25 protein-coding genes are annotated in these 22,319 nt (G+C 70.0%); 8 read left to right on the forward strand and 17 right to left on the reverse strand.

Annotated elements, in window-relative coordinates; translation table 11 throughout:
* Window positions 1-74 precede the first annotated feature (74 nt).
* From C5B97_RS08705 to C5B97_RS08765, 13 genes are all read right to left on the reverse strand, one after another.
* Window positions 75-1,319 carry an HNH endonuclease signature motif containing protein gene (locus C5B97_RS08705; protein WP_104311712.1) on the reverse strand — a complete coding sequence of 415 codons (1,245 nt, stop codon included), beginning with the start codon at window positions 1,317-1,319 and terminating at the stop codon, window positions 75-77.
* Window positions 1,316-1,606 (reverse strand): hypothetical protein, encoded by a 291-nt coding sequence (locus tag C5B97_RS08710; protein WP_146080770.1) that lies wholly within the window; start codon window positions 1,604-1,606, stop codon window positions 1,316-1,318. The genes C5B97_RS08705 and C5B97_RS08710 overlap by 4 nt, the downstream gene beginning before the upstream one ends.
* Window positions 1,607-1,803: 197 nt before the next feature.
* Window positions 1,804-3,108, reverse strand: coding sequence for a Y-family DNA polymerase (locus tag C5B97_RS08715; RefSeq protein WP_104311714.1), 1,305 nt, complete (start codon window positions 3,106-3,108; stop codon window positions 1,804-1,806).
* Window positions 3,101-3,562: a LexA family transcriptional regulator gene (locus tag C5B97_RS08720; RefSeq protein ID WP_104311715.1), complete on the reverse strand. Its 462-nt coding sequence runs from the start codon at window positions 3,560-3,562 to the stop codon at window positions 3,101-3,103. Before C5B97_RS08720 ends, C5B97_RS08715 begins: the two co-directional genes overlap by 8 nt.
* A gap of 54 nt (window positions 3,563-3,616) precedes the next feature.
* Complete coding sequence (locus tag C5B97_RS08725) at window positions 3,617-4,477, reverse strand: ABC transporter ATP-binding protein (protein WP_104311716.1); 861 nt, start codon at window positions 4,475-4,477, stop codon at window positions 3,617-3,619.
* Window positions 4,474-5,505: an iron chelate uptake ABC transporter family permease subunit gene (locus tag C5B97_RS08730; RefSeq protein WP_258068263.1), complete on the reverse strand. Its 1,032-nt coding sequence runs from the start codon at window positions 5,503-5,505 to the stop codon at window positions 4,474-4,476. Before C5B97_RS08730 ends, C5B97_RS08725 begins: the two co-directional genes overlap by 4 nt.
* A 77-nt stretch (window positions 5,506-5,582) precedes the next feature.
* Window positions 5,583-6,629 (reverse strand): iron ABC transporter permease, encoded by a 1,047-nt coding sequence (locus tag C5B97_RS08735; RefSeq protein ID WP_104311717.1) that lies wholly within the window; start codon window positions 6,627-6,629, stop codon window positions 5,583-5,585.
* Window positions 6,626-7,663, reverse strand: coding sequence for an iron-siderophore ABC transporter substrate-binding protein (locus C5B97_RS08740; protein WP_104311718.1), 1,038 nt, complete (start codon window positions 7,661-7,663; stop codon window positions 6,626-6,628). Before C5B97_RS08740 ends, C5B97_RS08735 begins: the two co-directional genes overlap by 4 nt.
* A gap of 266 nt (window positions 7,664-7,929) precedes the next feature.
* A complete protein-coding gene (locus tag C5B97_RS08745) occupies window positions 7,930-8,730 on the reverse strand; it encodes an AraC family transcriptional regulator (RefSeq protein WP_258068080.1) in 801 nt (266 codons plus the stop codon).
* 67 nt (window positions 8,731-8,797) lie between these two features.
* Window positions 8,798-9,625, reverse strand: a complete 828-nt coding sequence (locus C5B97_RS08750; RefSeq protein ID WP_104312548.1) for an NAD-dependent epimerase/dehydratase family protein — start codon at window positions 9,623-9,625, stop codon at window positions 8,798-8,800.
* Window positions 9,626-9,741: 116 nt separating this feature from the next.
* Window positions 9,742-10,128 (reverse strand): DUF4342 domain-containing protein, encoded by a 387-nt coding sequence (locus C5B97_RS08755; RefSeq protein WP_104311719.1) that lies wholly within the window; start codon window positions 10,126-10,128, stop codon window positions 9,742-9,744.
* Between the two features lie 54 nt (window positions 10,129-10,182).
* A complete protein-coding gene (locus tag C5B97_RS08760) occupies window positions 10,183-10,602 on the reverse strand; it encodes a VOC family protein (RefSeq protein WP_181026958.1) in 420 nt (139 codons plus the stop codon).
* Window positions 10,603-10,725: 123 nt separating this feature from the next.
* The gene (locus C5B97_RS08765) at window positions 10,726-12,087 is read right to left on the reverse strand and encodes a deoxyribodipyrimidine photo-lyase (protein WP_104311721.1); all 1,362 of its coding nucleotides are present in this window, start codon (window positions 12,085-12,087) and stop codon (window positions 10,726-10,728) included.
* A gap of 130 nt (window positions 12,088-12,217) precedes the next feature.
* Here C5B97_RS08765 and C5B97_RS08770 point away from each other — a divergent pair, with 130 nt between their 5' ends.
* A complete protein-coding gene (locus tag C5B97_RS08770; protein WP_104252958.1) occupies window positions 12,218-12,967 on the forward strand; it encodes an ABC transporter ATP-binding protein in 750 nt (249 codons plus the stop codon).
* Window positions 12,964-14,427 (forward strand): FtsX-like permease family protein, encoded by a 1,464-nt coding sequence (locus C5B97_RS08775; RefSeq protein ID WP_258068081.1) that lies wholly within the window; start codon window positions 12,964-12,966, stop codon window positions 14,425-14,427. The genes C5B97_RS08770 and C5B97_RS08775 overlap by 4 nt, the downstream gene beginning before the upstream one ends.
* A 204-nt stretch (window positions 14,428-14,631) precedes the next feature.
* On the opposite strand, the gene C5B97_RS08780 is transcribed toward C5B97_RS08775, so the two are convergent.
* Window positions 14,632-15,561, reverse strand: coding sequence for an aldo/keto reductase family oxidoreductase (locus C5B97_RS08780; protein WP_104311722.1), 930 nt, complete (start codon window positions 15,559-15,561; stop codon window positions 14,632-14,634).
* A gap of 195 nt (window positions 15,562-15,756) precedes the next feature.
* Between C5B97_RS08780 and C5B97_RS08785 the strand changes: the two genes are divergently transcribed.
* The 3 genes from C5B97_RS08785 to C5B97_RS08795 are packed head-to-tail and all read left to right on the forward strand — an operon-like array spanning window position 15,757 to window position 17,185.
* A complete protein-coding gene (locus tag C5B97_RS08785) occupies window positions 15,757-16,248 on the forward strand; it encodes a DUF4395 domain-containing protein (protein WP_104311723.1) in 492 nt (163 codons plus the stop codon).
* Window positions 16,249-16,259: 11 nt separating this feature from the next.
* Window positions 16,260-16,691 carry a thioredoxin family protein gene (locus tag C5B97_RS08790; RefSeq protein WP_104311724.1) on the forward strand — a complete coding sequence of 144 codons (432 nt, stop codon included), beginning with the start codon at window positions 16,260-16,262 and terminating at the stop codon, window positions 16,689-16,691.
* 53 nt (window positions 16,692-16,744) lie between these two features.
* Window positions 16,745-17,185, forward strand: a complete 441-nt coding sequence (locus C5B97_RS08795) for a thioredoxin family protein (RefSeq protein ID WP_104311725.1) — start codon at window positions 16,745-16,747, stop codon at window positions 17,183-17,185.
* Window positions 17,186-17,245: 60 nt separating this feature from the next.
* On the opposite strand, the gene C5B97_RS08800 is transcribed toward C5B97_RS08795, so the two are convergent.
* Window positions 17,246-18,043, reverse strand: coding sequence for a GAP family protein (locus tag C5B97_RS08800; protein ID WP_104311726.1), 798 nt, complete (start codon window positions 18,041-18,043; stop codon window positions 17,246-17,248).
* Between the two features lie 117 nt (window positions 18,044-18,160).
* Here C5B97_RS08800 and C5B97_RS08805 point away from each other — a divergent pair, with 117 nt between their 5' ends.
* Together C5B97_RS08805 and C5B97_RS08810 are read left to right on the forward strand one after the other, a co-directional pair.
* Window positions 18,161-19,366: a sensor histidine kinase gene (locus tag C5B97_RS08805; protein ID WP_104311727.1), complete on the forward strand. Its 1,206-nt coding sequence runs from the start codon at window positions 18,161-18,163 to the stop codon at window positions 19,364-19,366.
* 83 nt (window positions 19,367-19,449) lie between these two features.
* The gene (locus C5B97_RS08810; RefSeq protein ID WP_104312550.1) at window positions 19,450-20,097 is read left to right on the forward strand and encodes a response regulator transcription factor; all 648 of its coding nucleotides are present in this window, start codon (window positions 19,450-19,452) and stop codon (window positions 20,095-20,097) included.
* 22 nt (window positions 20,098-20,119) lie between these two features.
* On the opposite strand, the gene C5B97_RS08815 is transcribed toward C5B97_RS08810, so the two are convergent.
* On the reverse strand, window positions 20,120-20,686 hold the full coding sequence (locus C5B97_RS08815) for a dihydrofolate reductase family protein (RefSeq protein ID WP_104311728.1): 567 nt from the start codon (window positions 20,684-20,686) through the stop codon (window positions 20,120-20,122).
* Between the two features lie 172 nt (window positions 20,687-20,858).
* On the opposite strand from C5B97_RS08815, the gene C5B97_RS08820 reads away from it, so the two are divergent.
* A complete protein-coding gene (locus C5B97_RS08820; RefSeq protein ID WP_181026959.1) occupies window positions 20,859-21,854 on the forward strand; it encodes a Gfo/Idh/MocA family protein in 996 nt (331 codons plus the stop codon).
* A gap of 29 nt (window positions 21,855-21,883) precedes the next feature.
* Here the strand turns inward: C5B97_RS08820 and C5B97_RS08825 are convergent, their stop codons facing one another.
* A complete protein-coding gene (locus C5B97_RS08825; protein WP_104311730.1) occupies window positions 21,884-22,264 on the reverse strand; it encodes a VOC family protein in 381 nt (126 codons plus the stop codon).
* Window positions 22,265-22,319 lie beyond the last annotated feature (55 nt).

The following is a 22,319-nucleotide window of genomic DNA, read 5'->3' on the forward strand; positions in this document are numbered from 1 at the left end:
TTCGCAGATACCCCCACTCGGCTGCCCGCACCGGGCAGGAACCATCTCGCCATGCTCTCTCGCAACCGGCGAGCCTAGAAAGGCGGTGGTTTTGGAGCGTGTGGGCGCGGAGGCAGGTCATCTCCTGGTGGGTGGTCATCCGTCGTCGTAGTCGCCGTCGCTGATGCTGCTCCGGGCGTTGGGCTCCCCGAAGCCATCCGTGGGAGCTCGTCGCTTGGTCTGAAGATCACGTCGTAGGGTTCGGGTCGGTCGATGTAGATCTTCCCGCTGGGTGTGGTCCATTTGAGGACGCCGCCGCCGAGTTGTCGGACTTTCCAGGCGGTGTGGTGTTTCACGATGTGGTGTGCGAGGCAGAAGTCGCTGAGGTTCCAGACGGCGGTCTCGCCGCCGTATTGGTGGTCCTTGGTGTGGTCGAGTTCGCATCTGGCTGCGGGTTGTCGGCAGCCGATGAAGCGGCAGTGGATGTCGCGGGCTTGGAGGAACGCCCGCATCGCCGTGGTCGGCTTGTACGAGTCGACGGCCTGCACTGCGCCCGTCACGGGGTGCGTGAGCACGCGGATGAAGGCTGGGGCGGTGGCGGCGAGGCGTTTCGCCTCCTCGAGCGGCATGGGGGACATGCCATCGAGCAGCGCCGGGGCAAGGCCCGTGCTGCCTGGGCCGCCGGTGTTGGGGCCGGCCAGCATCGTCGTCGCGGGGATGCTGATGTGCGCGATGGCTTGGATGCCCTTCGCGAGGCTCGCCGCCATGGGGTCGCTCGTGAGGAGCATGTCCGCGATGACGTCGGACATGACCTGATCGAGGGTGCGTTCGTCGGGCGCGAGGGCCGTGCTGTCTCTACCGCTCGCCGCGTGCGACGGGTTCGCGTTCGCGTCGGCTGCTGCGCCCGCTCCGGTTGCCGCCTGCGCGCCGGGCTTGGGGCGGGCCTTGATGATCGCTTTCCCCTGCTTCCGTGCCCGGTCGAGGACCGCGTTCGCGACGAACGAGCTCATCAGCACGCGGAGCACGCTCATGCCGTCGCCGAGATCCTCGACCGTCGCGCGGCGGCGCTTCTTCGCTCGCTCGTAGCGGTCGTCGATGGACTCCCCGGTGAGCTCCTCCGCGACCCGCTCGGCCGCCTTCTGCAACGCTCTCGGCGGCAACGGCTCCACCCGCACCCGCTCCAGCATGACCTGCAGGAATTCCGCGCGCCGCGCGGACTGCTCGGCTGGGTCCGCATGGTTCACCTTCAACCCGACACTCGCGAGCGTGGTCACCTGCGCGGGAGTCGCCAGGTTCTCCTCGAGCGCGAGGGCCAGTGCCGGGAACTCGCGTAACGTCACCGACGCGGACGCGAGGTGCCAGCGGCGAGCTTCACGAGCAGCCCCACCTCGTTCGCGATCGACCTCACGTGCATCGCCGACTCCGCACATCCCTCAGCGACATCGAGTGCGTGCCCGAACTCGTACGCCGCCGCGTGCGCCCGCAACTGCAGCGCGGTGCCAGCCGCCAGCATCGCCGCAGCCGCCTCCTCCAGAGCCAGAACCTCCGACCGCCGCGCCGCGACCGACCCCGGATCCGAGGGATCGAACCCCAGGCCCGGAACGTGGCCATCGCGGTGCTGCTGCATGCCCCCAACCCTACGGAGCACCACCGACATTCTGCGGGTTCGTGGATAACTTCCTCACCCGTGAGTTGCTCTCCACGGGCTCACGCGCTGGCTATCACCTGATCTGGACGCGACTTCAGCGAGCTGTGTTCGTATGTATGCCACGAAGGCGAGCAGTTCAAGCAAGTGAACTTGCTGTAACTCCGGGGTCCCCGCACTCACTCCGCCTTGACGACGGCCAGCTCATCCCAGTGCGTCGTGGCGCGCGGCGAGATCATCTCGCGACGCATCGTCCAGCTGCGTCCACCTCGAAGACCGGCGACGCCGAGGCCAAGCGACTCCTGCCCGAACTTCGCGGCGACGGCGTCGAGGGCTTCTCCCACGCGCCGGTCCTCGCTGCGCTCGCCGAAGATGTCGAGCGCGGCGTACGAGTCGCGGGCGACGAACTCGAACAGCGAGACGCCCACGCGCACGTACTTCAGGTCGCTGCGCAGTTGCGGGCCCAGGGCCGTGGCGGCCGCCCGGAACAGAACGACCGGGTCGTCCGTCGGCTCGGGGAACGCGACGGAGACGGCGTGCGACTCGTGCCCCTCGCGGAAGGGGGAGGTGGCCGCGTAGCAGCTCATCGCCCGGGCCAGCGAGCCCTGGGACCGCAGGCGGGCTGAGGCGCGCTGCGTGTACACGGAGAGCACCTCCTCGAGTTCCTGCACCGTCGAGATGGGCACGGCGAACGATCTCGAGAACTGGATCTGCTCGCGTTCCGACGGCACCTCGTCGATGGGGAGGCAGTCGATGCCGCGGAGCTCCTGCACGACACGCTCCTGCACGACCCCGTAGCGTCGCCGGATGGCGGTCGGCGACGATTCGCGGAGGTCGAGGGCGGTGCGGATGCCGAGTCCCACGTACTTCGCGGCCATCTTGCGGCCGACGCCCCACACATCGCCGACGTCGATCGTGCCGAGGATGCCGCTCAGCTGCTCCCGACCGTAGGCGTCGAGGTGGCAGACCCCGCCGAGCGACGGCTCGGACTTGGAGCCGCGGTTCGCGAGCTTGGCGAGGGTCTTGCTCGGCGCGATGCCGATGCTGACGGGGATGCCGATGAGCTTGCGCATGGCGACCCTGATCTCGCGCGCGACGGCGAGCGCCTCCGCGCGGCGGCCCGGAAGGCGGATGAAACTCTCGTCGATCGAATAGACCTCCTGCGACGGCGTGTACCGGCCGAGGAGCTCGATCGTGCGCGCGTTGATGTCGCCGTAGAGCTCGTAGTTGCTCGAGCGGGCGACGACGCCCTTCATCGCGGCCTCCGGCGCGATGGCCTGCCATGGGGCGCCCATCGGGATTCCCGCGGCCTTCGCCTCCTCTGAGCGCGCGATCACGCATCCGTCGTTGTTGGAGAGCACGACGATGGGCGTGCCCTCGAGGCTCGGGTCGAAGATGCGCTCGCAGGATGCGTAGAAGTTGTTGGCGTCGACGATCGCGATCGCTGACTGTGGCGCGTCGCGAGTCTGGCTCGCCTCAGACACGGTGCAGGCACCTCGTGACGACGCCCCACACGGTGAGCTCGCTGAGCTCCTCGAGCACGATGTCGGCGTAGGCGGGGTTCTCGGGCACCAGCCGTACGCGGCCGTGGTCGAATCGAAGGCGCTTGACGGTGAGCTCGCCATCGACGACGGCGATGACGACGTTGCCGTCGTGCGGTTCGAGTGATCGGTCGACGATGATCTCGTCGCCGTCGAAGATGCCGGCCCCGATCATGCTGTCACCGCTGACGCGCACGATGAAGGTCGCAGCGGGATCGTTGATGAGGTGCCGGTTAAGGTCGACGGGGCCCGAGTAGTAGCCCTGCGCGGGAGATGGGAAGCCGGCGGGCACGGCCTCCTCGGCACGTTCCGCGAGCGGCGCCCGCGACTCCGAGCTGCTCGCGCCCTCAGCGGGCAGCGAGACGGAGGCGAGGACTTCGACGCCTGCATCGCTCATGCGCCGCCTCCTGTCCTTCGTCCGGCAGGCGGGCCCGGTGCCGGCGCGCGTGCATCACACGGTTGTGCGAGCACCAATTGTCGCGGATGAACCTTCGGAGTGCGTGACGGATGCGCCCGGCGCGTGGTGTCGTCCGATCGGCACCATGAGGGGCCGGCCGGAGACGGGGTCCTCGACGACGAGGCTCTCGAGGCCGAACACGGCGCGAACGGTGTCGACCGTGAGGACGTCACCGGGCCGACCGGCCGCGTGGAGTCCGCCGTCGGCGAGCGCGATGAGGTGGTCGGCGTAGCGTGCGGCCAGGTTGAGGTCGTGCAGCACCATGACGATGGTGGTGCCCCGCGAGCGGTTCAGATCGGTGAGCAGGTCGAGCACCTCGACCTGGTGGCTGACGTCGAGGAAGGTCGTCGGCTCGTCGAGCAGCAGGAGGTCGGTCTGCTGGGCGAGCGCCATCGCGATCCACACACGCTGGCGCTGCCCGCCGGAGAGCTCGTCGACGTGCCGGTCGGCGAGCGCCGTCGTCTCGGTCGCCTCGAGGGCAGCGGCGACGGCGAGGTCGTCGTCGTGGCTCCACCTGGAGAGGAGGTTCTGGTGCGGGTGGCGGCCGCGGCCCACGAGGTCGGCGACCGTGATGCCCTCCGGGGCGATCGGCGACTGCGGCAGGAGTCCGAGCATCCGCGCCAGCTGCTTCGCCGGCGTCTTGTGCACTTCCTTGCCGTCGAGGAGCACGTGCCCGTCTCGCGGCGAGAGGAGCCGCGACATGGAGCGCAGCAGGGTCGACTTGCCGCACGCGTTCGCGCCGACGATGGCCGTGACCTTGCCTGGCGGCACGAGGAGGTCGAGCTCATCGATGACGACTCGGTCGCCGTAGCCGAGGCTCAGCTTCTCGACGAGGAGGGTGTGGTCTGCGGTCATAGTGAGCCTCCCGCGCGGTTCGTGCGGATGATCAGGTAGATGAGGAACGGTGCGCCGAGCACGCCGGTCACGACGCCGACGGGGTAGCGGGTGCCGAGGAGGAACTGGCCGACGAGGTCGGCGACGAGCACCAGCAGCGCGCCGACGAGCCCGGCGGGGATGAGGAGCGACCCGCCCCCGCCGAAGAGGCGCGCGGCGATGGGGCCGGCCAGGAAGGCGACGAACGCGATGGGGCCGGCAGCGGCCGTCGCGAACGACAGCACGCCGACCGCCGTGACGATGACGACGAGCCTCGTGCGGTTGACGCGCACCCCGAGGGCGGCCGCCGTATCGTCGCCGAGCTGCGTCGCGGCGAGGCTGCGGCTCTGCGCGAGGAGGATGGGCACGAGCGCGACGATCGCTATGGCCACCGGCGTGATGGCGTTCCAGGATGCGCCGTTCAGGCTGCCGTTGAGCCAGCGCAGCGCCTCCTGCAGATCCCACTGCGCCGCCTGCGAGAGCACGTAGTTGGTGATGCTGTCGAGCATGGCCGCGATGCCGATGCCGATGAGGATGAGCCTCGTGCCGGTGACGCCGCCCTTGAACGACAGCACGTAGATGAGGATCGCGACGCCGAGCCCGACGAAGATCGCGAAGAACGACACCTCGCTCGCGCCGAGCGACAGGGTGATGATGCCGAACGCGGCCGCAGCGCTCGCGCCGGAGGAGATGCCGATGATGTCGGGGCTCGCGAGCGGGTTGCGCAGCATGGTCTGGAAGGTGACGCCGGCGAGCCCGAACGAGAGGCCGGCGAGGATCGCGAGCACGGCGCGGGGGAGCCGGAGGCGCCCGATCGTGAAGGTCGCGCCCTGCACGTCCTGGCCCAGGATGACGGCGACGACCTGGTCGATGCCGTAGAACGTCTGCCCGTACATGAGCGAGAACACGAAGACGGCTGCGATGAGCGTGACCAGCACGAGCATGAGCAGGCGGCGGCGCGCCGCGCGTCGGCCGCGGCTGGCGGCGACGGCGCGGGCTGTCGCCTCGATCGCCGAATTCGGCGAGGACGGTGCCAGGGACTTGGGGGACGAGGCGGGAGAGCGCTGCCCGGATGCACGCGTTGCGGTCACAGGGCACGCACCTTCGAGCGGCGGACGATCCAGATGAAGATGGGGGCTCCGATGATGGCCGTGATGATGCCGACGTCGATCTCGGAGGGGCGCGTGAGGATGCGGCCGAGCACGTCGGCCCCCGTCAGCAGCGACGCGCCGACGACGGCGGAGAACGGCAGCACCCAGCGGTGGTCGACGCCGAACATGAGGCGGCAGGCGTGCGGCACGACGAGGCCGACGAACGCGATGGGTCCCGTGACGGCGGTGGCGGCACCGCAGAGGATGACGGCGCCGAGGGCCGCGGCGCCTCGAGTGAGCGCGACCTTCTCGCCGAGGCCCGCCGCGAGGTCGTCGCCGAGCGCGAGCGAGTTGAGCCCCTTCGCGGAGAGGAGGCTGATGAGGAACCCGACGACGAGGAAGGGGAGCACCTGCGAGATGCTGTCCCAGGTTCCGCCGCCGACGCCGCCGATCTGCCACGACCTGGCGCTCTGGCTGATGTCGCCGCGGGGCAGGATGATGGCCGTCACGAATGAGGCGAGCGCCGCGGAGGTCGCCGCGCCCGCGAGTGCGAGCTTGAGCGGTGTCGCGCCGCCTCTGCCGAGCGAGCCGACCACGTAGACGAAGACGGCCGCGATGGCGGCGCCCGTGATGGCGACCCAGATGAAGCTGGACGCGGAGGTCAGACCGAAGTAGGCGATGCCGGTGACGACGGCGAGGGATGCTCCCATGTTGACGCCGAGGATGCCCGGGTCGGCGAGCGGGTTGCGCGTCACGCCCTGCATGACAGCGCCGGACACACCGAGTGCGGCGCCCACCGCGACGGCGAGGAAGGTACGCGGGATGCGTTTCGCGACCGCGGCCTCGTCGAAGCCGTCGGTCGAACCGCCGAGCGCGGCCACCGCATCCGCCCAGCTGACGTCGCGCGAGCCGATCATGACGGAGACGACGACAAGCGCCCCCAACGAGGCCAGCGCGAGGACGAACCACAGCGCCCGCAGCCGCCGGGGACGTCGCACGGTGGCGACACCCCCGGCGGCTGCGGGAGGAGCGGTGAGGGTCACTGGACCTTGTCGGCTGCCTGCGAGAGGAGTGCGACGTAGTCGTCGAGGATCCAGGAGATGGAGAGCGGCGTGGGGTTCGCGGCCGTACCGAGGGGCTCGGTGCCCGGCAGGTTGACGATCGAGCCGTTCGCGACGGCGGGGATCTGCGAGAGGACCGGGTCGCCCTGGAGGGTTTGGACGAGCTCCTCGCCGCCGTAGGTGACGATGATCTCGACGTCGGCGAGCGTGTCGGTCTGCTCGGCACTGATGGTCTGCGAGAACTGGTCGGTGCTCGCGGAGGCATCGACGAGGCTCTGCGGGAAGGTCATGCCGAGGTCCTCGAAGAAGGCGCTGCGCGTATCGTGCGTCGTGTAGAAGCTGACCTGGCTGAGGTCGGTCTCGTCCACGTGCGTGAGGAACATCGTCTTCTTGCCCTGGATGGACGGGTACTTCGCGGCCGTGGCCTCGATCTCGCCCTCGAGCTCGGTGATGAGCGCGTCACCCTCGGCCTGGAGGCCCATGCCCTGGCTGTTGAGGCGGATCATGTCGCGCCACGAGGTCGCCCAGGCCGTCTCCGGGTAGGCGACGACCGGCGCGATCTCGGAGAGCGTGTCGTAGTCCTCCTGCGTGAGGCCCGAGTAGGCGGCGAGGATGACGTCGGGGTTCGTGTCGGCGACGGCCTCGAAGTCGACGCCGTCGGTCTCGTCGAAGAGCACGGGCGTCTCGCCGCCGAGCTCGTCGAGCTTCTCGCTCACCCAGGGGAGGATGCCGTCGCCGTTGTCGTCGCCGAAGTCCGCGCGGGCCATGCCGACGGGGACGACGCCGAGCGCGAGGGGGACTTCCTGGTTCGCCCAGTTGACGGTCGCGATACGCTCCGGCTTCTCGGTGATCTCGGTCGTGCCGAGCGCGTGCTCGATGGTGATCGGCGTGAAGTCGCCGCTCGCCGAACCGGGCTCCGCGCCGGTGTCGGCGGCAGGGGAGGTCGAGCAGGCGGCGAGGCCTGCGGTGAGCAACGCGGTCGCAGCGAGCGCGACGAGCTTGGAGGCGCGGGGCATGGTGTCCTTTCGGGGGTGGACCTGAGGAGCTTCCCGCACAACGATCGCCGCCGCAGTACGGCAGCGACGGCGGACGGGTCGTCGAAGTCGGTGGCAGCCTCGACCCGAGAGCGGGTCCGGTTAGGCGTGCCTTACCAAAGCTAGGCGACGCGGGTCTGCTTTGCAATCGAGCCAAAACGACACGAATCACCGCGAAACAGACATGTTCCGGTGAGGCTGCCGCACGAAGGTGCGGGTGACTACCGTGCGCGTTCCGGCGCGCGACGTCACCGCACGCGGAACTGACCGGGGCTCGTCCCGGTCACCCGTCTGAACGCCGTCCCGAAGGAACTCGCCGAGCGGAACCCCACCGTCATCGCCACCTCGTCGATGCTGTCGCCGCCCGCGAGCAACACGATCGCGCGTTGGATTCGGAACGCGGCCACCCAGCTACTGAAGCCGAGACCCGTCTCGGCTCGGAACTGACGGGTAATGGTGCGCGAGCTCACCCCGAGCCGCGCCGACCACGCTTCGAGCGTGCCGGCATCCCGCACATCCGCACGGACCGCCTCGACGATGGGAGCCAAGAGCTCGGAGTCGGGGATGCGCAGGAGCAGCTCGTGCGGGGATGGGGCGAGCACGTCGAGCACCATCGCCTCGGTCGTCGCCCGCGAACTGCCCTCGAGGCTCGGCTCAGCCAGTCGGTCGAGGAGGAGGCGCAGCAGGTCGGTCACGTCGACGGCGACCGGGCCGTCTGCGATGGGGGCGGTGCTCTGCACGCTGAACATGGCGGTCCGGTACCAGGTGCCGGCTGGCGTCCAAGCCGTGTGGCGGACGCCAGCCGGGATCCAGAGACCCACCGTCGGCGTGATCGTCCAGGTGCGGGAGCCGACCGTCAGTGAGGAAGCGCCCCGCGTGTTCCAGATGAGCTCGTGCGTCGGATGCGAATGCTCTTCCCAGAACGTGTTCCGACTGATGGCCTCGTCCATGCCGTCGATGACGTACGGCACGTCGATGGAGCCCGCCTCGAAGACAGGAAGACTGCGCCGGTCGACGTCGGGCACATCCACTGGCTTCAGGGGGAACACGGGGCAAGCCTACGGAGTCGACCTGCGGGTGCTGCTGCGGGTCCGTGTCCGGCCGCTCCTGGCGAGGTCAGGCACGCTCCGTCTTCAGCCAGTCGCCGTGCGATGGCGCCCAGTCGTAGGCCGCCTTCGCGTACGCGCCAGTCGCGGCCTGGTCCTGCAGGAGCGCATCGGCGAAGGGTGCGCCCAGGCGCTCGCGGCTCGCATCCGGAGCCTCCTCCAGCACCTGGGTGCCAGGGCCAGCCGACTCGGCGATCTCCCGGACTGTGGGGTTCTCCCCGCTCGCACCGATGACGTAGCCGACGGCGGCGCCCTTCTCGAGGACGCGCACGTAGAGCTCAGCCAGATCGTCGACGTGCACCAGCGTCCACCGCTGGCCGCCGTCGCCGACCAGAGCTGTCGGAGCCGACCCGTTCCCGGCGAGGAGCTGCGTGACACCACCTTGCCCCCCGTAGACGACTGCGGGCGCGACGATGGCCGTGTTGACGTTGCTGTTGATGACCTGTCGGTCGAGAGGCACGCGCCACGACACGATCTCGGGCGGCTCAGGCTCGGACTCCTCAGTGATGGCCGGGTTGTTCCCGAACAGCCAGATGCCGCTCGTGTGCACGAACTGGGTGGGGGAGTGCACGAGCTCGTTGAGCACGATGGGCACGAAGACCGGGTCGACGTCTGGCGCCGACGCCGTGTGGATGACGCCCTCCGCCTGGCGGAGCAGCGGCGCCAGGGCGACGCGGTCGGTGAGGTCGACGACGACGGCCCGCGCGCCCGCCTCCCGCACGGCTGCCGCCTTCTCCTCGGTGCGCACCGCGGCGGTCACGGTGTGACCATTCGCGAGGAGCGCCCGAAGCACTGCAGAGCCGATATAACCGGTCGCCCCGGTGAGGAACACCTTCATGTGGTCGCCTTCCGTCGTGTCGAAGTGGACTGCGGGGTGCAACGACCCGGATGCCGTCGGCATTCCGGGTCGTCGCAGAGCCCGCGGTCGTGGTCTGTTCCCGAGGGTCCAGTGGGCTAGGACGTCGTCGGGCCCAGGTCGGGGTCGGTTGCCTGCGCCGTCGGTGCGGGCGCGACGGAGTCGGTCTTGGGGACACCATCGGCGCCCACGGGGCTCTCGTCCGCGTCAGACGCGGATCCGGGTTCACGTCGGTCGACGCCCACCGTCACCTGCGTCACGAGCGCCGCGATGGCCCCGACGGCGACCAGGACGGGGGCCAGCGCGGCCGCCACGACGGTGACCGCGAGGCCCGCGGTCAGCGGGATCTCGAGGAGGGTGGTGCCGTCGTCGTTCTTGATGAACACGCGACGCACGTTGCCCTCGTGGATGAGCTCCTTGACCTTGCCGAGCAGGTTCTCGCCGGAGACCTTGAACTCCTCGTAGCCGTTCTTCTTCTCAGTCATGTTCTGCGTCCTTCTTTCGGTTGTGGTGGGACTGCTGGGTTGCGTGGAGGCCGGTCAGCTGGGAGCGTCAGCGCCCTGCCCCTCCTGCCATTCGGCCATCTTCGAGTAGTCGGGCAGCTCCTGGATCGACCAGGTGTTGCCGTCCGGGTCCGCGAAGTACACGAAGCGCCCCCAGGGCTGGTCGTCGATGGGGCTGACCTCGACGCCGCGGCGCGTGAGATCGGCGTGCGCTTCCTCGATGGAGGTGACCACGCATTGGAGGGCGCGCAGCGAACCAGCCTGCATGTCGCTGATGCCGTTGCCGAAGGCGATGGAGCAGGCGGAGCCGGGTGGGGTGACCTGCACGAAGCGGATCTCGTCGCTCACCACCTGGTCGTTGTCGACCGGCCAGCCCAGCGTCTCGCCGTAGAAGGCTCGCGAGCGGTCGACGTCGGTGACCGGGAGGCCGACGAGTTCGATGCGGTACTCAACCATGGTGTTCCCCTTTTCGTGCATGAGTCCTGCGGCGCTCGAGTCCCCTGCGACTCGAACGTGCGGGCAATGTAGCACCGGCCACCGACAGTTCGGACAGTCACGGGCCTTGCGGCGGCATGAAGGTCACCGAACCTCCCGCCAAGCCGCGAGCGCAGCCTCGCGACCTTCCTTCAGGCCGACGATCGGTGCCGGATACTCGTCGGTTCCCGCCTCAGGCACCCAGCGCTGCACGTATGCCCCGTGCGGGTCGAATCGCTCGGCCTGGCGCTCCGGGTTGAAGACACGGAAGTACGGGGCGGCATCCACTCCGGAACCCGCGACCCACTGCCAGTTGAACGGGTTCGAAGCCTGGTCGGCGTCGACGAGCGTGTCCCAGAACCACTCCTCGCCGCGCCGCCAGTCGGTCAGCAGGTGCTTGGTGAGGAAAGAGGCGGTGACCATGCGGATGCGGTTGTGCATGCTGCCGGTGCGCCACAGCTCCCGCATGCCCGCATCCACGATGGGGATCCCGGTGGTGCCCCGCTGCCACGCCTCGAGCGCGTCGCGGTCGAGTTCCGGCCACGGGAAGTCTTCGTAGGACGCGCGCCAGGGGCGCGTGTGGAGTTCGGGGAAGCTGTAGAGCGTGTGCCAGGCGAACTCGCGCCAGAGGAGCTCGCGACGGAAGGTCGCGGCGCCTTCTCCGGTGCGCCCATCGAGGGCGTGCCAGGCCTGCGCGGAGGAGATCTCACCCCAGCGGAGGTGCGGGCTGAGCCGGCTCGTGCCCACGAGGTCCGGTCGGTCGCGGTCCGCTTTGTAGTCGGTGACGACCCCGTCGAGGAACTCCTCGAGCCGGTCGTGAGCGCCCCGCTCTCCGGGCGTCCACTCCTCCCGAAGTCCCTCGGCCCAGTCTGGCCTCGTCGGCAGCAGCTGCCAGGAGTCGAGCGCGTCGGAGTCGAGCGAGGTCGCCTTCGAGCCGCGGGGGAGCGCGTCCGGTGCCGGCAGGGGCAACCGCGGGGGCTCATGGTCGAAGCGGCTCTGGCAGGCGTTGGCGAAGGGCGTGTACACGCGGTACGCCTCACCCTGCCCGGTCTGGATCTGCCACGGCTCCGTGAGGAGCGAGCCGGGGAGGCTGTGGGCCTCGGCACCGCCATCGATGAGGCCCTGCTTGATGCGTGCGTCGATGTCGCGCTCGGCCCCGCCATAGCGGCGGTTCCAGACGACGAGCCCCGCGCCAGCCTCTTCGGCGACGCTCGGCACGATCTCGTCCGCGCGCCCGCGCCGCAGCACCAGCGAGCCGCCGATCTCGTCCAGGCTCGCGCGCAGGGCATCGAGGCTGTGGTGCAACCACCACTTCGCTGCCCCTCCGAGCGCACGCACGCCGGGGGACTCCTCATCCAGCACGAACAGCGCGATGACGGGCCCGCCGCGTTCGAGCGCGACGTGCAGCGCCGGGTGGTCGTGGAGGCGCAGGTCGTCACGGAACCAGACGAGCGTAGGGGAGGCCATGCGCCAAGGCTATTGCTCGAACCTCGGCCGGAGGCTGGACGCGAGGCGCGGCAGTGTCATCCCAGAGGACCATGCGCGGGCGACCAGGGGCGGACGCGGCCGAGCGGGGCGCATCCGTAGCGTCGTGGACATGAACACCACATCCTCCCTTGTCGCGAGCGTCGTCGACGTTCGAAAGATCTACGGCACCCACGGCAGCGTCGCGGCCCTCGATGGCGTCAGCCTCGGCATCCGAAGCGGCGAGTTCACGGCGATCATGGGCCCGAGCGGCTCCGGCAAGTCGACGCTCATGCATGTCATGGCGGGGCTCGACGGCGCCACCTCCGGCCGCGTGTTTCTCGGCGACACCGAGATCACGGGCATGAACGACGCCGAGCTGACCGTGCTCCGGCGCCGAGCGGTCGGCTTCATCTTCCAGGCCTTCAACCTCGTGCCCACGCTGGATGTGCGCGGCAACATCATGCTGCCGTTCGACCTCGACGGCCGGTCCGTCTCCCGCGACGAGGAGCAGTGGATCACGCACCTCATCCAGACCCTCGGCCTGGCGCAGCGACTCGCGCACCGCCCCTACGAGCTGTCCGGTGGGCAGCAGCAGCGAGTTGCCATCGCGCGAGCCCTCGCGACGCGGCCAAAGCTGATCTTCGCCGACGAGCCGACGGGAAACCTCGACTCCAAGACGGGGCGAGAGGTGCTGTCGCTGCTCTCCACGGCGAGCAGCCAGTACGGCCAGTCGATCGCGATGGTGACGCACGACCCGATCGCCGCCAGCCACGCCGATCGTGTCGTGTTCCTCGCCGACGGCAAGGTCGTCGCCGACCGGCCCCGCACAAGCGCCGCCGAGATCTCCAACCTCATGCTTTCCATGGAGACGGCAGCATGAGCGCCGCCGGAACCGCGACCGCTGCGAGCAGTGCGGGGACCAGGAGCGCCGGCAAGCCGCGCCGCGCCCCGGAGTCGCAGCAGAACAGCGGCGGCGCGGCCGTCGTGCTGGTCTCTGCCCTCTCGGCCGCCTTCGGCACGGTGCTCATCATGATCGTCGCCGACCTCGCCGCCTACTTCGACGCGATGGGTCTCAGCGAGATCGGTCAGCTCGCGACGGTGCTCGGCACCGTCGCGGCCCTGTTCTTCACGATCGCCCTCTTCGTGGGCGCCGTCGTCACCTCCAACTCGGTCGCGACCGTCATCGCCGGGCGCACGAAGGAGATCGCGCTGCTGCGCCTCATCGGCGCCTCGGGGAAGTCGCTCCGAGCCCGCACCGTCCGCGAGGGACTCGTGCAGGGAGCATCCGGCGCGCTCGCGGGAGCCGTCCTCGGCGTCGGGCTGACCGCCCTCGGTGCGCAGCTCGCGATCATGAACGGGGCACTCGAGCCGTTCGCGTTCCCCATCGTGCATCCCGCGGTGCTCGCCCCCGTCATCGCCGTGACCGCCGCGACGATCATCGCGTCCTGGGTCGGTTCGCGCCGGGTCCTCTCGGTGTCCCCGATCGCGGCGACCTCGTCCACGGCAGAGCCGACCATGCAGGAGCTGCGCGCCGGTCGTGGGCGCAGCATCACGGCCGTCATCCTCATCGCCCTGGGCGTCGCCATGCTCGTCGGCGGTGTCTACCTGGGCCTCTCCAGCCCGACCGGTGTGCTCGTGAGCGTCGTGGGCGGCATGCTGTCGTTCGTCGGTGTCGTCATCGGCTCGCCCGTCATCCTCCCGCCCCTCATGAGCCTCGCCGGGAGGGCCCTCGGGCGCGGCCCGGTGACGCGGCTCGCGGCCGCCAACGCCGTGCGCAACCCATCGCGCAGCAGCCGGGCGGTCATCGGCCTCGTCATCGGCATCACGCTCGTCACGATGTTCGCCGTCGCCACGGAGACGTTCCGCACCATCACCCTCGAGTTCGGGCAGATGGAGCCCGAGATGTACGCCGCGTTCGAGCAGGTCATCGACGTCACGACGGCCATCATGAGCGTGCTCCTGGGCTTCTCGGTGCTGCTCGCCGCCGTCGGCATGGTCAACACCCTGTCGCTGAGCGTCATGCAGCGCAGGCGCGAGCTCGGCCTGCTGCGGGCGCTCGGGTTCACGGCGGGGCAGGTGCGGCGGATGATCGTGACCGAGGCCGTCGCCATGATCGCCTCGTCAGCGCTCTTCGGTCTGCTGCTGGGCGTCTTCTACGGGTGGGTGGGCGCGCAGGCCACCTTCGGATCAATGGTGGGGCGCATCATGCTGCCGAGCATCCCGTGGGTGACGGTCGCCGCCGTGTTGCTCGTGACGTTGCTCATCACCGTCGCGGCGTCGCTGCTGCCCGCCCGCCGTGCGACACGCGTCTCCCCGGTCGCGGCCCTCGCCGTCGACTGACGGCCTGCGCTCCGGCCTACGCTCGCGGTCCGCGCTCCGGTCTACGCTCGCGGTCCGCGCTCCGGTCCCGCGCGCACCTCGCTCCCGCATCTCAGAGTTGTGGCCCGTTGCTGTTCCCGAACTCGGGAACAGCAACGGGCCACAACTCTGCGAGGCGTCAGCGGCGCCAGGTGGCCAGCGGCGGCCTCGCGCCGGCAGCGCGGGCTACGGCAGCGTGTGGCCGGCTGCCGTGAAGAGGCGGTAGTACTCCTCGCGCGTGAGATGCACGTCCGAGCCAGCCGCCGACTCTGCGACGCGCGACGGGGTCGTCGTGCCGAGCACCACCTGGATGTTCGCGGGGTGGCGGGTGATCCAGGCCGTCGCGATGCCCGTCGGCGTGACGCCGTACTTCTCGGCGAGCGCGTCAAGGACGTCGTTGAGATCGGCGAAGTTCTCGCGGTCGCCGATGAAGACGCCGTCGAAGAACGCCTTCTGGAATGGCGACCAGGCCTGCAGCGTGATGCCGTTCAGTCGCGCGTAGTCGAGCATGCCGTTGTCTCGGTCGATGGACTGGTCGAGGCCCACCATGTTGGCGGCGATGCCCGACGCGATGATCGGGGCATGCGTGACGCTCAGCTGCACCTGGTTGATGATGAGCGGCTGCGCGACGACCGACTTGAGCAGCTCGACCTGCCCGGGAGTGTGGTTGGAGACGCCGAAGTGGCGGACCTTGCCGCGGTTGTGGAGCTCGCTGAAGGCCGTCGCGACCTCGTCGGGCTCGACGAGCGTGTCGGGGCGGTGGAGGAGGAGCACGTCGAGGTACTCAGTGCCGAGGGCCTCCAGCGATTCGTCGACGGTGCGCATGATGTGCTCGGCCGAGAAGTCGAAGTAGCCCTCGCGGATGCCGACCTTCGACTGGATGAGCACGTTCTCGCGCTCGGTGGGGGAGAAGCGGATGGCGTCCCCGAAGCGACGCTCGCAAGCGTGGCGTTCGCCGCCGTAGATGTCGGCGTGGTCGATGACGTTGACGCCGGCGTCGAGGGCCGTGCCGACCAGGGTGCGCAGCTGCTCGTCGTCGAGGTCCATGATGCGCATCTGGCCGAGCACGATGCTCGATGCACGCACGTCGGTCTGCGGGAGTGTGAAGGTCTTCATGCTGGCATCATCTCAACTCCGTTGCCGAGGAACCTGGCTGCATCGAGGACTTCGGGCGTCGCGGAGCGTCACAGTCGTTCCCCCGCTCGCCGCACACGCCTAGCCTTTCGGCACGGCATCCGCCGTCGAGAGGAGCGCACCCTTCCGGGGCGTTCCAGGAGCATCTTCCAGAAGCCACCCCCACGACGGAGCATCATGTCGGCACAGACTCGAATCGACCCCCGGGGGCCGCGCTTCGGCGCGGCCATCTCGGCGCTGCTCCTTCTCGTGACGGTGTATCTCGGCCTCGTGGCACCGGCCGGGGCCTCGTTCCCCGACCGGGTCGTGCAGCCAGGGTTCCTCCTCCTGGTCGCGCTGTCGGCGCTGTTCGCGTGGGGCTCGTTCGCGGGCATCCAGCGCCACCCGTACGGCCGCTTCTTCGCCCGCTTCATCCGGCCGCGTCTCGCCCCTCCGGCCGAGACGGAGGACGCGGCCCCGCCGACGTTCGCGCAGGGGGTCGGCTTCGCGGTCACGCTGGTCGGCGTCGTCCTGCACCTCCTCGGGGTGCCGCTCGCCGTGCCGGTCGCCGCGGGGGCCGCGTTCATCGCGGCGTTCCTGAACGCCGTCTTCGGCTACTGCCTCGGCTGCCAGCTGTACGTGCTGCTCTTGCGCGGCGGGATCATCCGCCGCCGGGCTGCGCAGGGCTGAGCCGCACCAGCATGGACGCCACCACCGCTGCGCTGCTCGTCGGTGCGCTCGTCGTGATCGCCACCGTGGTCGGAGTGGCGATGCAGCGCACGAGCGGGCGCCTGAAGCGCGCAGCTCAGCAGCTCGACGGTGCCCCGGACCTGGACCTGCTCACCGACGGGCCGCCGCAGGGGAAGCGCGCAACGCTCATCCTCTTCTCCACCGCGTTCTGCGCCAGATGCCCCGCGACCAAGCGGATGCTCGAGGACCTCGCGGCCCAGACGCCCGGCGTGGTCGTCGCCGAAGTCGACCTCACCGATCGTCAGGACCTCGCGCGCAGCTACGACGTGAGGCAGACGCCCACGGTTCTGGTGCTCGACGACGCGGGCACGCGGGTCGCTCGCATCGGCGGGCCGCCGAGGCGAGCCGAGCTGCAGGCGCAGCTCCAGCAGCTGAGCGCCTGATCCCGGCGCCACAGACCTCACCGTTCGACCCCCGGATATGCGAGGCTGTCCGCGTGGACGCATCAGTGGTGTTGCTCGTGATCATGGCACTTGTACTCATTGTGGCCGTGGTCGGCTGGGTCGCGAGGCGCGGTGTGAGCCGTTTCGACGGCGAGGGGGAGCCGGAGCCCGAGCAGTCGGAGATCGACCTCGAACTGCTGCCAGAGGGCGTGCTGCCGGGTCGCCGCGCGACCATCGTGCTCTTCACCGCCCCGGACAGTCCCGAATGCGCCGTGACGAGGTGGATGCTGCAGGACGTCGCCGCCACCTCGGCGGGGGTCGTGCTCGCCGAGGTGGACACGAGCATCCGCCCGGAGCTCGTGCTGCCGTACGACATCGTCGTCACTCCCACGGTGCTGCTGCTCGACGCCGACGGCAACCGCGCCGGCCGCTTCGACGGGGCGCCGCTGCGCGAGTCGGTGGAGGCGCAGCTCATCGAGCTCAGCGTGCGCTGACCGGGCGGCTGCCTCCGCTGTCCCAGAGCTGCGCGGGCCTCGCGTGGCGTTAGACGCCGATCAGGAGTTGAAGGGCCAGAACTCGAAGCCCGCGGAATGCGAGAGCGCGTCGCGGAGCAGCAGGAAGCCGACGATGCCGATGATCCAGGCCGTGTTCTCGGCGGCGTTCCGGCTCAGCCAGTCCGAGAGACGACGGAGGCGGGGTTCGACGGTGCGGCGTGCCGCGACCCGTCCGAGCAGGAGCAGCAGCGCCGGGACGATCATGACGACGCAGTACGCGGCGAGCAGCGGAGCTGATCCGGCGACGCCGAGCCCCGAGTTCGTGAGTAGGCCCACGGCCGCGAGATAGGGAATCATCGTCGCGAGCTCGACGAGACCCGCGGCCAGGGCGAGCACGATGACGGTCGCCGGGGAGCCACCGCCGAGCGCCCGCTCGCGCCAGCGGCCAAGGCGCCCGGGAGCGGCCGGTGCCGAGTCGGACTGCGGGTTCAGGTGTGCGGGAGGAATGCCGCTCCCGGCCGGGGCGACCTCAGCGGGCGAGAGCTGCGGCTCCTTCTTCTTCGTCGGCATGAGGATGGCGACGGCGAGCAGGCCTGCGCCGAGGAACAGCTGCACGGCGTAGGCGGTGGGCGTCTCGAGCACCGCGGCGGCACTGTCCAGCAGCACGGACGCGCCGGCCGTGAGGGCGAGACCGACGAGGAAGTAGAAGCCGGCGATCGTGCCCAGGTAGGTGAGCATGCGCCCGAGGCGGATGCGGCCGGGCGCGAGCAGGAAGAAGATCGGGATGAGCAGCGTGCCCGCACTCAGGCTGTCGACGAGTGCGAGTCCGAGGAGCGAGAGCAGCAGTTCTGTGGTCATGGGGCAAGCCTCAGGCGCGTGAGCGCGGGCCCGCGTCCGCCAAAGGGCGTCGACACGGCCGCCGGGCTACATCCTTCGGCGGACACCCTCCTTGCGTCTGTGTGCTGGGATGGTCGCATGACGGAACCCGGTGGGACGCTCGCGGCAGCGAAGACGCGCATCCGGGACCTCGACGAGGACACGACGTCGACCGTCGTCGTCGTGGCGATCGCCGTCGTGCTGGCGCTCTTCGACTCCGCTGAGCAGCTCGGTCCGACGCTCGGGGCGATCGCGATCGGCGCGGCAGCGCTCACGCAGAAGCGAAGGTTTCCGGTGGCCGTGCTCACCGTCTGCGTCGCACTGGCGGCGCTGACGCTCGTCGTCGGCGGCGCGCTCGGCGTGATCGTGCTGGTCCTCGACGCGCTGTATGTCGTGGGGAGGTTCGCTTCGAGGGGTGCGCTCCGGGTCGTGGAGTGGGTCGTCGTCGCGGCCGTGCTGGCAGCGTTCGTCGCGCCCCTGCTGCTCGGGGCCACAATCCGGGAAGCGGTCTTCTTCTGCCTGCAGGCCCTCGCCATCTTCTGCACCCCGCTGTGGTGGGCGGGCTCGGTGCGCCAGAGCGCGGAGCTGGCCCGTGTGCAGGAGGCACGCGCCGACGACGCCGAGCGCCTGCTCGTGCTGGAACGCGAAGAAGCGGTGCGCGCTGAACGAGAGCGCATGGCCCGCGACCTCCACGACGTCGTCGCCGCGAACCTCTCGGCGATCGCGATCACCTCCGAGGCGGCGCTCGCGGGGCCAGCGGTCGCTCCCCGGGAGGCCGGCGCCCTCCAAGCCATCCGTGCCTCCGCCCTCGAGGGACTCGACGAGATGCGGTCGATGATCCTCATCCTGCGTCACGGTGAGAGCGACAGTCAGGAGCTGGCCGCACCACCGCGGCTCGCTCAGGTGGCCCAGATCGTCGCGGCCACGCGCGCGGTCGACGTGACGGTCGTCGGCGAGGTGCCGAGCGCATCCGCCGCCTCCGAGCAAGCGCTCGCGCGGGTCGTGGCGGAGGCTCTCGCGAACAGCGAGCGCCATTCTCCCGGGGCCGACGTCGAGGTGCGCTTCGAGGAGGACACCGAGTCGATCTCCGTGCTCGTCACGTCCGTGGGCGGCACGCTCGTCGACGGCGCCCCGGGCACCGGGAACGGGCTCGGGCTGATCCGCGAGCGAGCCGAGCGTCTCGGCGGGCGCCTCGAGGCGGGGCCCATCGCGGGCGGTGGAGGGTGGCGCGTCAGCGCGCGAGTGCCACGGAACGTGGGAGGCGCGGAGCGCGGGGCCGGTCACCGAACCGAGAGGGCATCGTGAACGGAGCCGATCAAGCAGGCGAGGTGGACCAGGCCCACCTGGGCGGCGAAGCAACCGGGGCGGTCGGTGCTGCCCGGCCACGAGTGCGCGTGCTCATCGCCGACGATCACGCTGCGATCAGGGCGGGGCTGCGGCTCCTGCTGGAGGCACACGACATCGAGGTCGTGGGTGAGGCCGCTGACGGTGCGGCGGCGATCGGCAACGCGCGGGCGCTTCGACCGGACGTCGTGCTCATGGACGTTCGCATGCCCGGCACCGACGGCATCGCGGCCACACGGGCGATCATCGCCGAGTCGCTCTCGCAGGTGCTCGTGCTGACGACGTTCGACCTCCACGAGTACGTCTTCGGCGCGGTTCGCGCGGGTGCGGCCGGGTTCCTGCTCAAGTCGACGACCGGGCCCGCCCTGCAGGCGGCGGTGCAGGCGGTGGCGAGGGGGGACGGCGCGCTCTCGCCTGAGGTGACGCGGCGCCTCCTCGACCGCTTCGCCGAGACACGAGAGGAAGCGCCCACGGCAACGCCGGCTGTGCCCGGCATCGAGCAGCTCACGGCACGGGAGCGGGAGGTGCTCACCGCCCTCGGCGAGGGGCTCTCGAACGTGGGCATCGGCCAGCGGATGCACATCAGCGGGTCGACCGCGAAGACACACGTCTCCCGGGTGCTCGCGAAGCTCGGGGTCACCTCGCGCATGGAGGCCGCGGTGCTCGCGAGGCGTGCGGGACTCGCGGACTGATGCGTCCCCGCATCCGCCTGCCCTAGCGGATGACGTCGAAGACCTGCTTCTGGATGCCGTTCGAGTAGACCTCGTGCTCGACGAGCTTGAGGTGCTGGGTGGCCTTGTCGGTCTCGCTGAAGAGCCGCTTGCCTGCACCGAGGAGCAGCGGGAAGACGAGCAGGTTGTAGCGGTCGACGAGTCCGGCGTCGGCGAGCGCCTGGCCGAGCTCGGCGCTTCCGTGCACGATGATCGGGTCGCCGTCGCCGTCCTTGAGGGCGGCGACGTCGTCGATGGAGCGAAGGACGGTGGCGGGCCAGCGAGGGTCGTCGGTCTCGAGCGTCGTCGAGACGACGTAGCGCGGCATGGTGTTGTACTTCGGGAACTCCTCGGTCATGCCGGGCCAGACCGGCGCGAAGGCCTCGTAGCTCGTGCGGCCGAGGAGCAGCGCGCCGGCTTCGAGCTGCTCGGTGCCCTTGATCGTGTAGGCGGCCGGGTCGAAGTCGATGTCCTGCCAGGTCCACCCCGAGTTGCGGTAGCCCTCTTCACCTCCGGGGGCCTCCATGACCCCGTCGGCAGAGACGAAGGCGGTGACGATGAGCTGGCGCATGGGGTTCTCCTGACGGCGCACGGTTGATTCGCTCCTCGCGAACCGTAGGAAATGCTAGATCACTTGCGGCTAGGTCGGGGGCCAGCAAGAGAGCGTGACGCACGACTCTCGCGGCTGGCATCGCGGCTCGAGCTGTGGCGGATTCGTTGGTCGCGTCGCTAGAGTTTTTCCTGTGACGGCACAACGCGTTCGATGGGGAGTTCTCGGGGCAGGCAACATCGCGAAGACCTTCGTGTCCGACCTGCTGGCCCAGGGGCTCGAGGTCGCGGCTGTCGGATCGCGGGATGCGACAAAGGCGGCCGAGTTCGCCGCCGAGTTCTCCATCCCCGCCTCTCACGGCAGCTACGAGGACCTCGTCGCCGACCCGCACGTGGATGTGGTTTACATCGCGACGCCGCAGACGCTCCACGCGGAGCAGGCGCTGCTCGCGATCGGAGCCGGCAAGCCCGTGCTCGTCGAGAAGTCGTTCACCAGCACGGCCGCCGAGGCGGAGCGGGTCGTCGCGGCCGCCCGCGCCAAGGGCGTCTTCGCGATGGAGGCCATGTGGACCCGCTTCCTGCCGACGGCGGACGCGATCGGCGACGTGCTGGAGCGCGGGGCGATCGGTGAGCTCGTGAGCTTCACGAGCTCGCACTTCCAGAACCTCGACGTGTCTCCGACGAGCCGGCACGGTGACCCCTCGCTCGGCGGCGGGGTGATGGCCGATCTCGGCGTGTACGGCATCTCGATGGCCTCACAGCTGCTCGGGCCCGCCACGACGATCCTCGTCGACGGCGAGGCGTCCGAGCTCGGTGTCGACCTCTCCGCTTCCGTGCTGATGCGGCACGGCGCAGGCCGCAGCTCGGCGACGCTCACGCGCATGGACGCGCCGGGCTCGAACCGTGCAGCCATCGTCGGGTCCGACGGGTGGATTGACATCGATGCCGTCTTCTACGCGTCGACCTCGTTCACGGTCTACGACGGCGGCAGGCCGCAGCGTGAGCTGCTGCGCTTCGACAAGCCCCAGCACGTCGGCCGGGGCATGCAGTTCCAGGCGCTCGAGGTCGAGCGCTGCCTGCACGCCGGAGAACTCGAGAGCCCGCGCATGCCGCTCGACGAATCGGTCGCCATCATGGCGGTGCTCGACGAGGTGCGAGCCAGCATCGCCGCGCAGGCGGCAGCTGTGTAGCGAGCTCGCGCGGGCTCGACCGGGGCGCGCTAGGAGCTCGACCAGACGCCGAGCTCGTTGCCCGCCGGGTCGGTGAAGTGGAAGCGCCGGCCGCCCGGGAACTCGTACGGTCCGCTGACGATCTCCCCACCCGCCGAACGCACCTGGGCGATGCTCGCCTCGAGGTCGTCGGAGTAGAGGAGCACCAGGGCACCTCCGGGAGTGACTTGCGGGTCGAGGCGGAAGCCGCCCACCTCGTCGGTCTCCTCGCCACCCGGTCGACGGATGCCCACGTAGTTGGGGCCGGGGCCGTAGTCGTTGAAGGTCCACCCGAAGGCGTCGCCGTAGAACTGCTTGGCGACGGCGAGGTCGGTGACGCCGAACTCGAGGTAGTCGATCGAATGGTGGGCGCGGGCAGCTGGTTCCGTCATGCGAACCAGTCTGCCCGCACCCACCGACAATCGGCTCCGGGTGGCACCTCGCCAG

Source organism: Pseudoclavibacter sp. RFBB5 (assembly GCF_002931555.1).
GTDB lineage: Bacteria > Actinomycetota > Actinomycetes > Actinomycetales > Microbacteriaceae > Pseudoclavibacter.

Bases quoted from the DNA above. Each gene is read 5' to 3' on its own strand.
- C5B97_RS08710 (WP_146080770.1), bottom strand. From the start codon at position 1,606: ATGCAGCAGCACCGCGATGGCCACGTTCCGGGCCTGGGGTTCGATCCC.
- C5B97_RS08720 (WP_104311715.1), bottom strand. From the start codon at position 3,562: ATGAGCGATGCAGGCGTCGAAGTCCTCGCCTCCGTCTCGCTGCCCGCT.
- C5B97_RS08725 (WP_104311716.1), bottom strand. From the start codon at position 4,477: ATGACCGCAGACCACACCCTCCTCGTCGAGAAGCTGAGCCTCGGCTAC.
- C5B97_RS08740 (WP_104311718.1), bottom strand. From the start codon at position 7,663: ATGCCCCGCGCCTCCAAGCTCGTCGCGCTCGCTGCGACCGCGTTGCTC.
- C5B97_RS08750 (WP_104312548.1), bottom strand. From the start codon at position 9,625: ATGAAGGTGTTCCTCACCGGGGCGACCGGTTATATCGGCTCTGCAGTG.
- C5B97_RS08755 (WP_104311719.1), bottom strand. From the start codon at position 10,128: ATGACTGAGAAGAAGAACGGCTACGAGGAGTTCAAGGTCTCCGGCGAG.
- C5B97_RS08760 (WP_181026958.1), bottom strand. From the start codon at position 10,602: ATGGTTGAGTACCGCATCGAACTCGTCGGCCTCCCGGTCACCGACGTC.
- C5B97_RS08765 (WP_104311721.1), bottom strand. From the start codon at position 12,087: ATGGCCTCCCCTACGCTCGTCTGGTTCCGTGACGACCTGCGCCTCCAC.
- C5B97_RS08770 (WP_104252958.1), top strand. From the start codon at position 12,218: ATGAACACCACATCCTCCCTTGTCGCGAGCGTCGTCGACGTTCGAAAG.
- C5B97_RS08775 (WP_258068081.1), top strand. From the start codon at position 12,964: ATGAGCGCCGCCGGAACCGCGACCGCTGCGAGCAGTGCGGGGACCAGG.
- C5B97_RS08780 (WP_104311722.1), bottom strand. From the start codon at position 15,561: ATGAAGACCTTCACACTCCCGCAGACCGACGTGCGTGCATCGAGCATC.
- C5B97_RS08785 (WP_104311723.1), top strand. From the start codon at position 15,757: ATGTCGGCACAGACTCGAATCGACCCCCGGGGGCCGCGCTTCGGCGCG.
- C5B97_RS08790 (WP_104311724.1), top strand. From the start codon at position 16,260: ATGGACGCCACCACCGCTGCGCTGCTCGTCGGTGCGCTCGTCGTGATC.
- C5B97_RS08800 (WP_104311726.1), bottom strand. From the start codon at position 18,043: ATGACCACAGAACTGCTGCTCTCGCTCCTCGGACTCGCACTCGTCGAC.
- C5B97_RS08805 (WP_104311727.1), top strand. From the start codon at position 18,161: ATGACGGAACCCGGTGGGACGCTCGCGGCAGCGAAGACGCGCATCCGG.
- C5B97_RS08815 (WP_104311728.1), bottom strand. From the start codon at position 20,686: ATGCGCCAGCTCATCGTCACCGCCTTCGTCTCTGCCGACGGGGTCATG.
- C5B97_RS08825 (WP_104311730.1), bottom strand. From the start codon at position 22,264: ATGACGGAACCAGCTGCCCGCGCCCACCATTCGATCGACTACCTCGAG.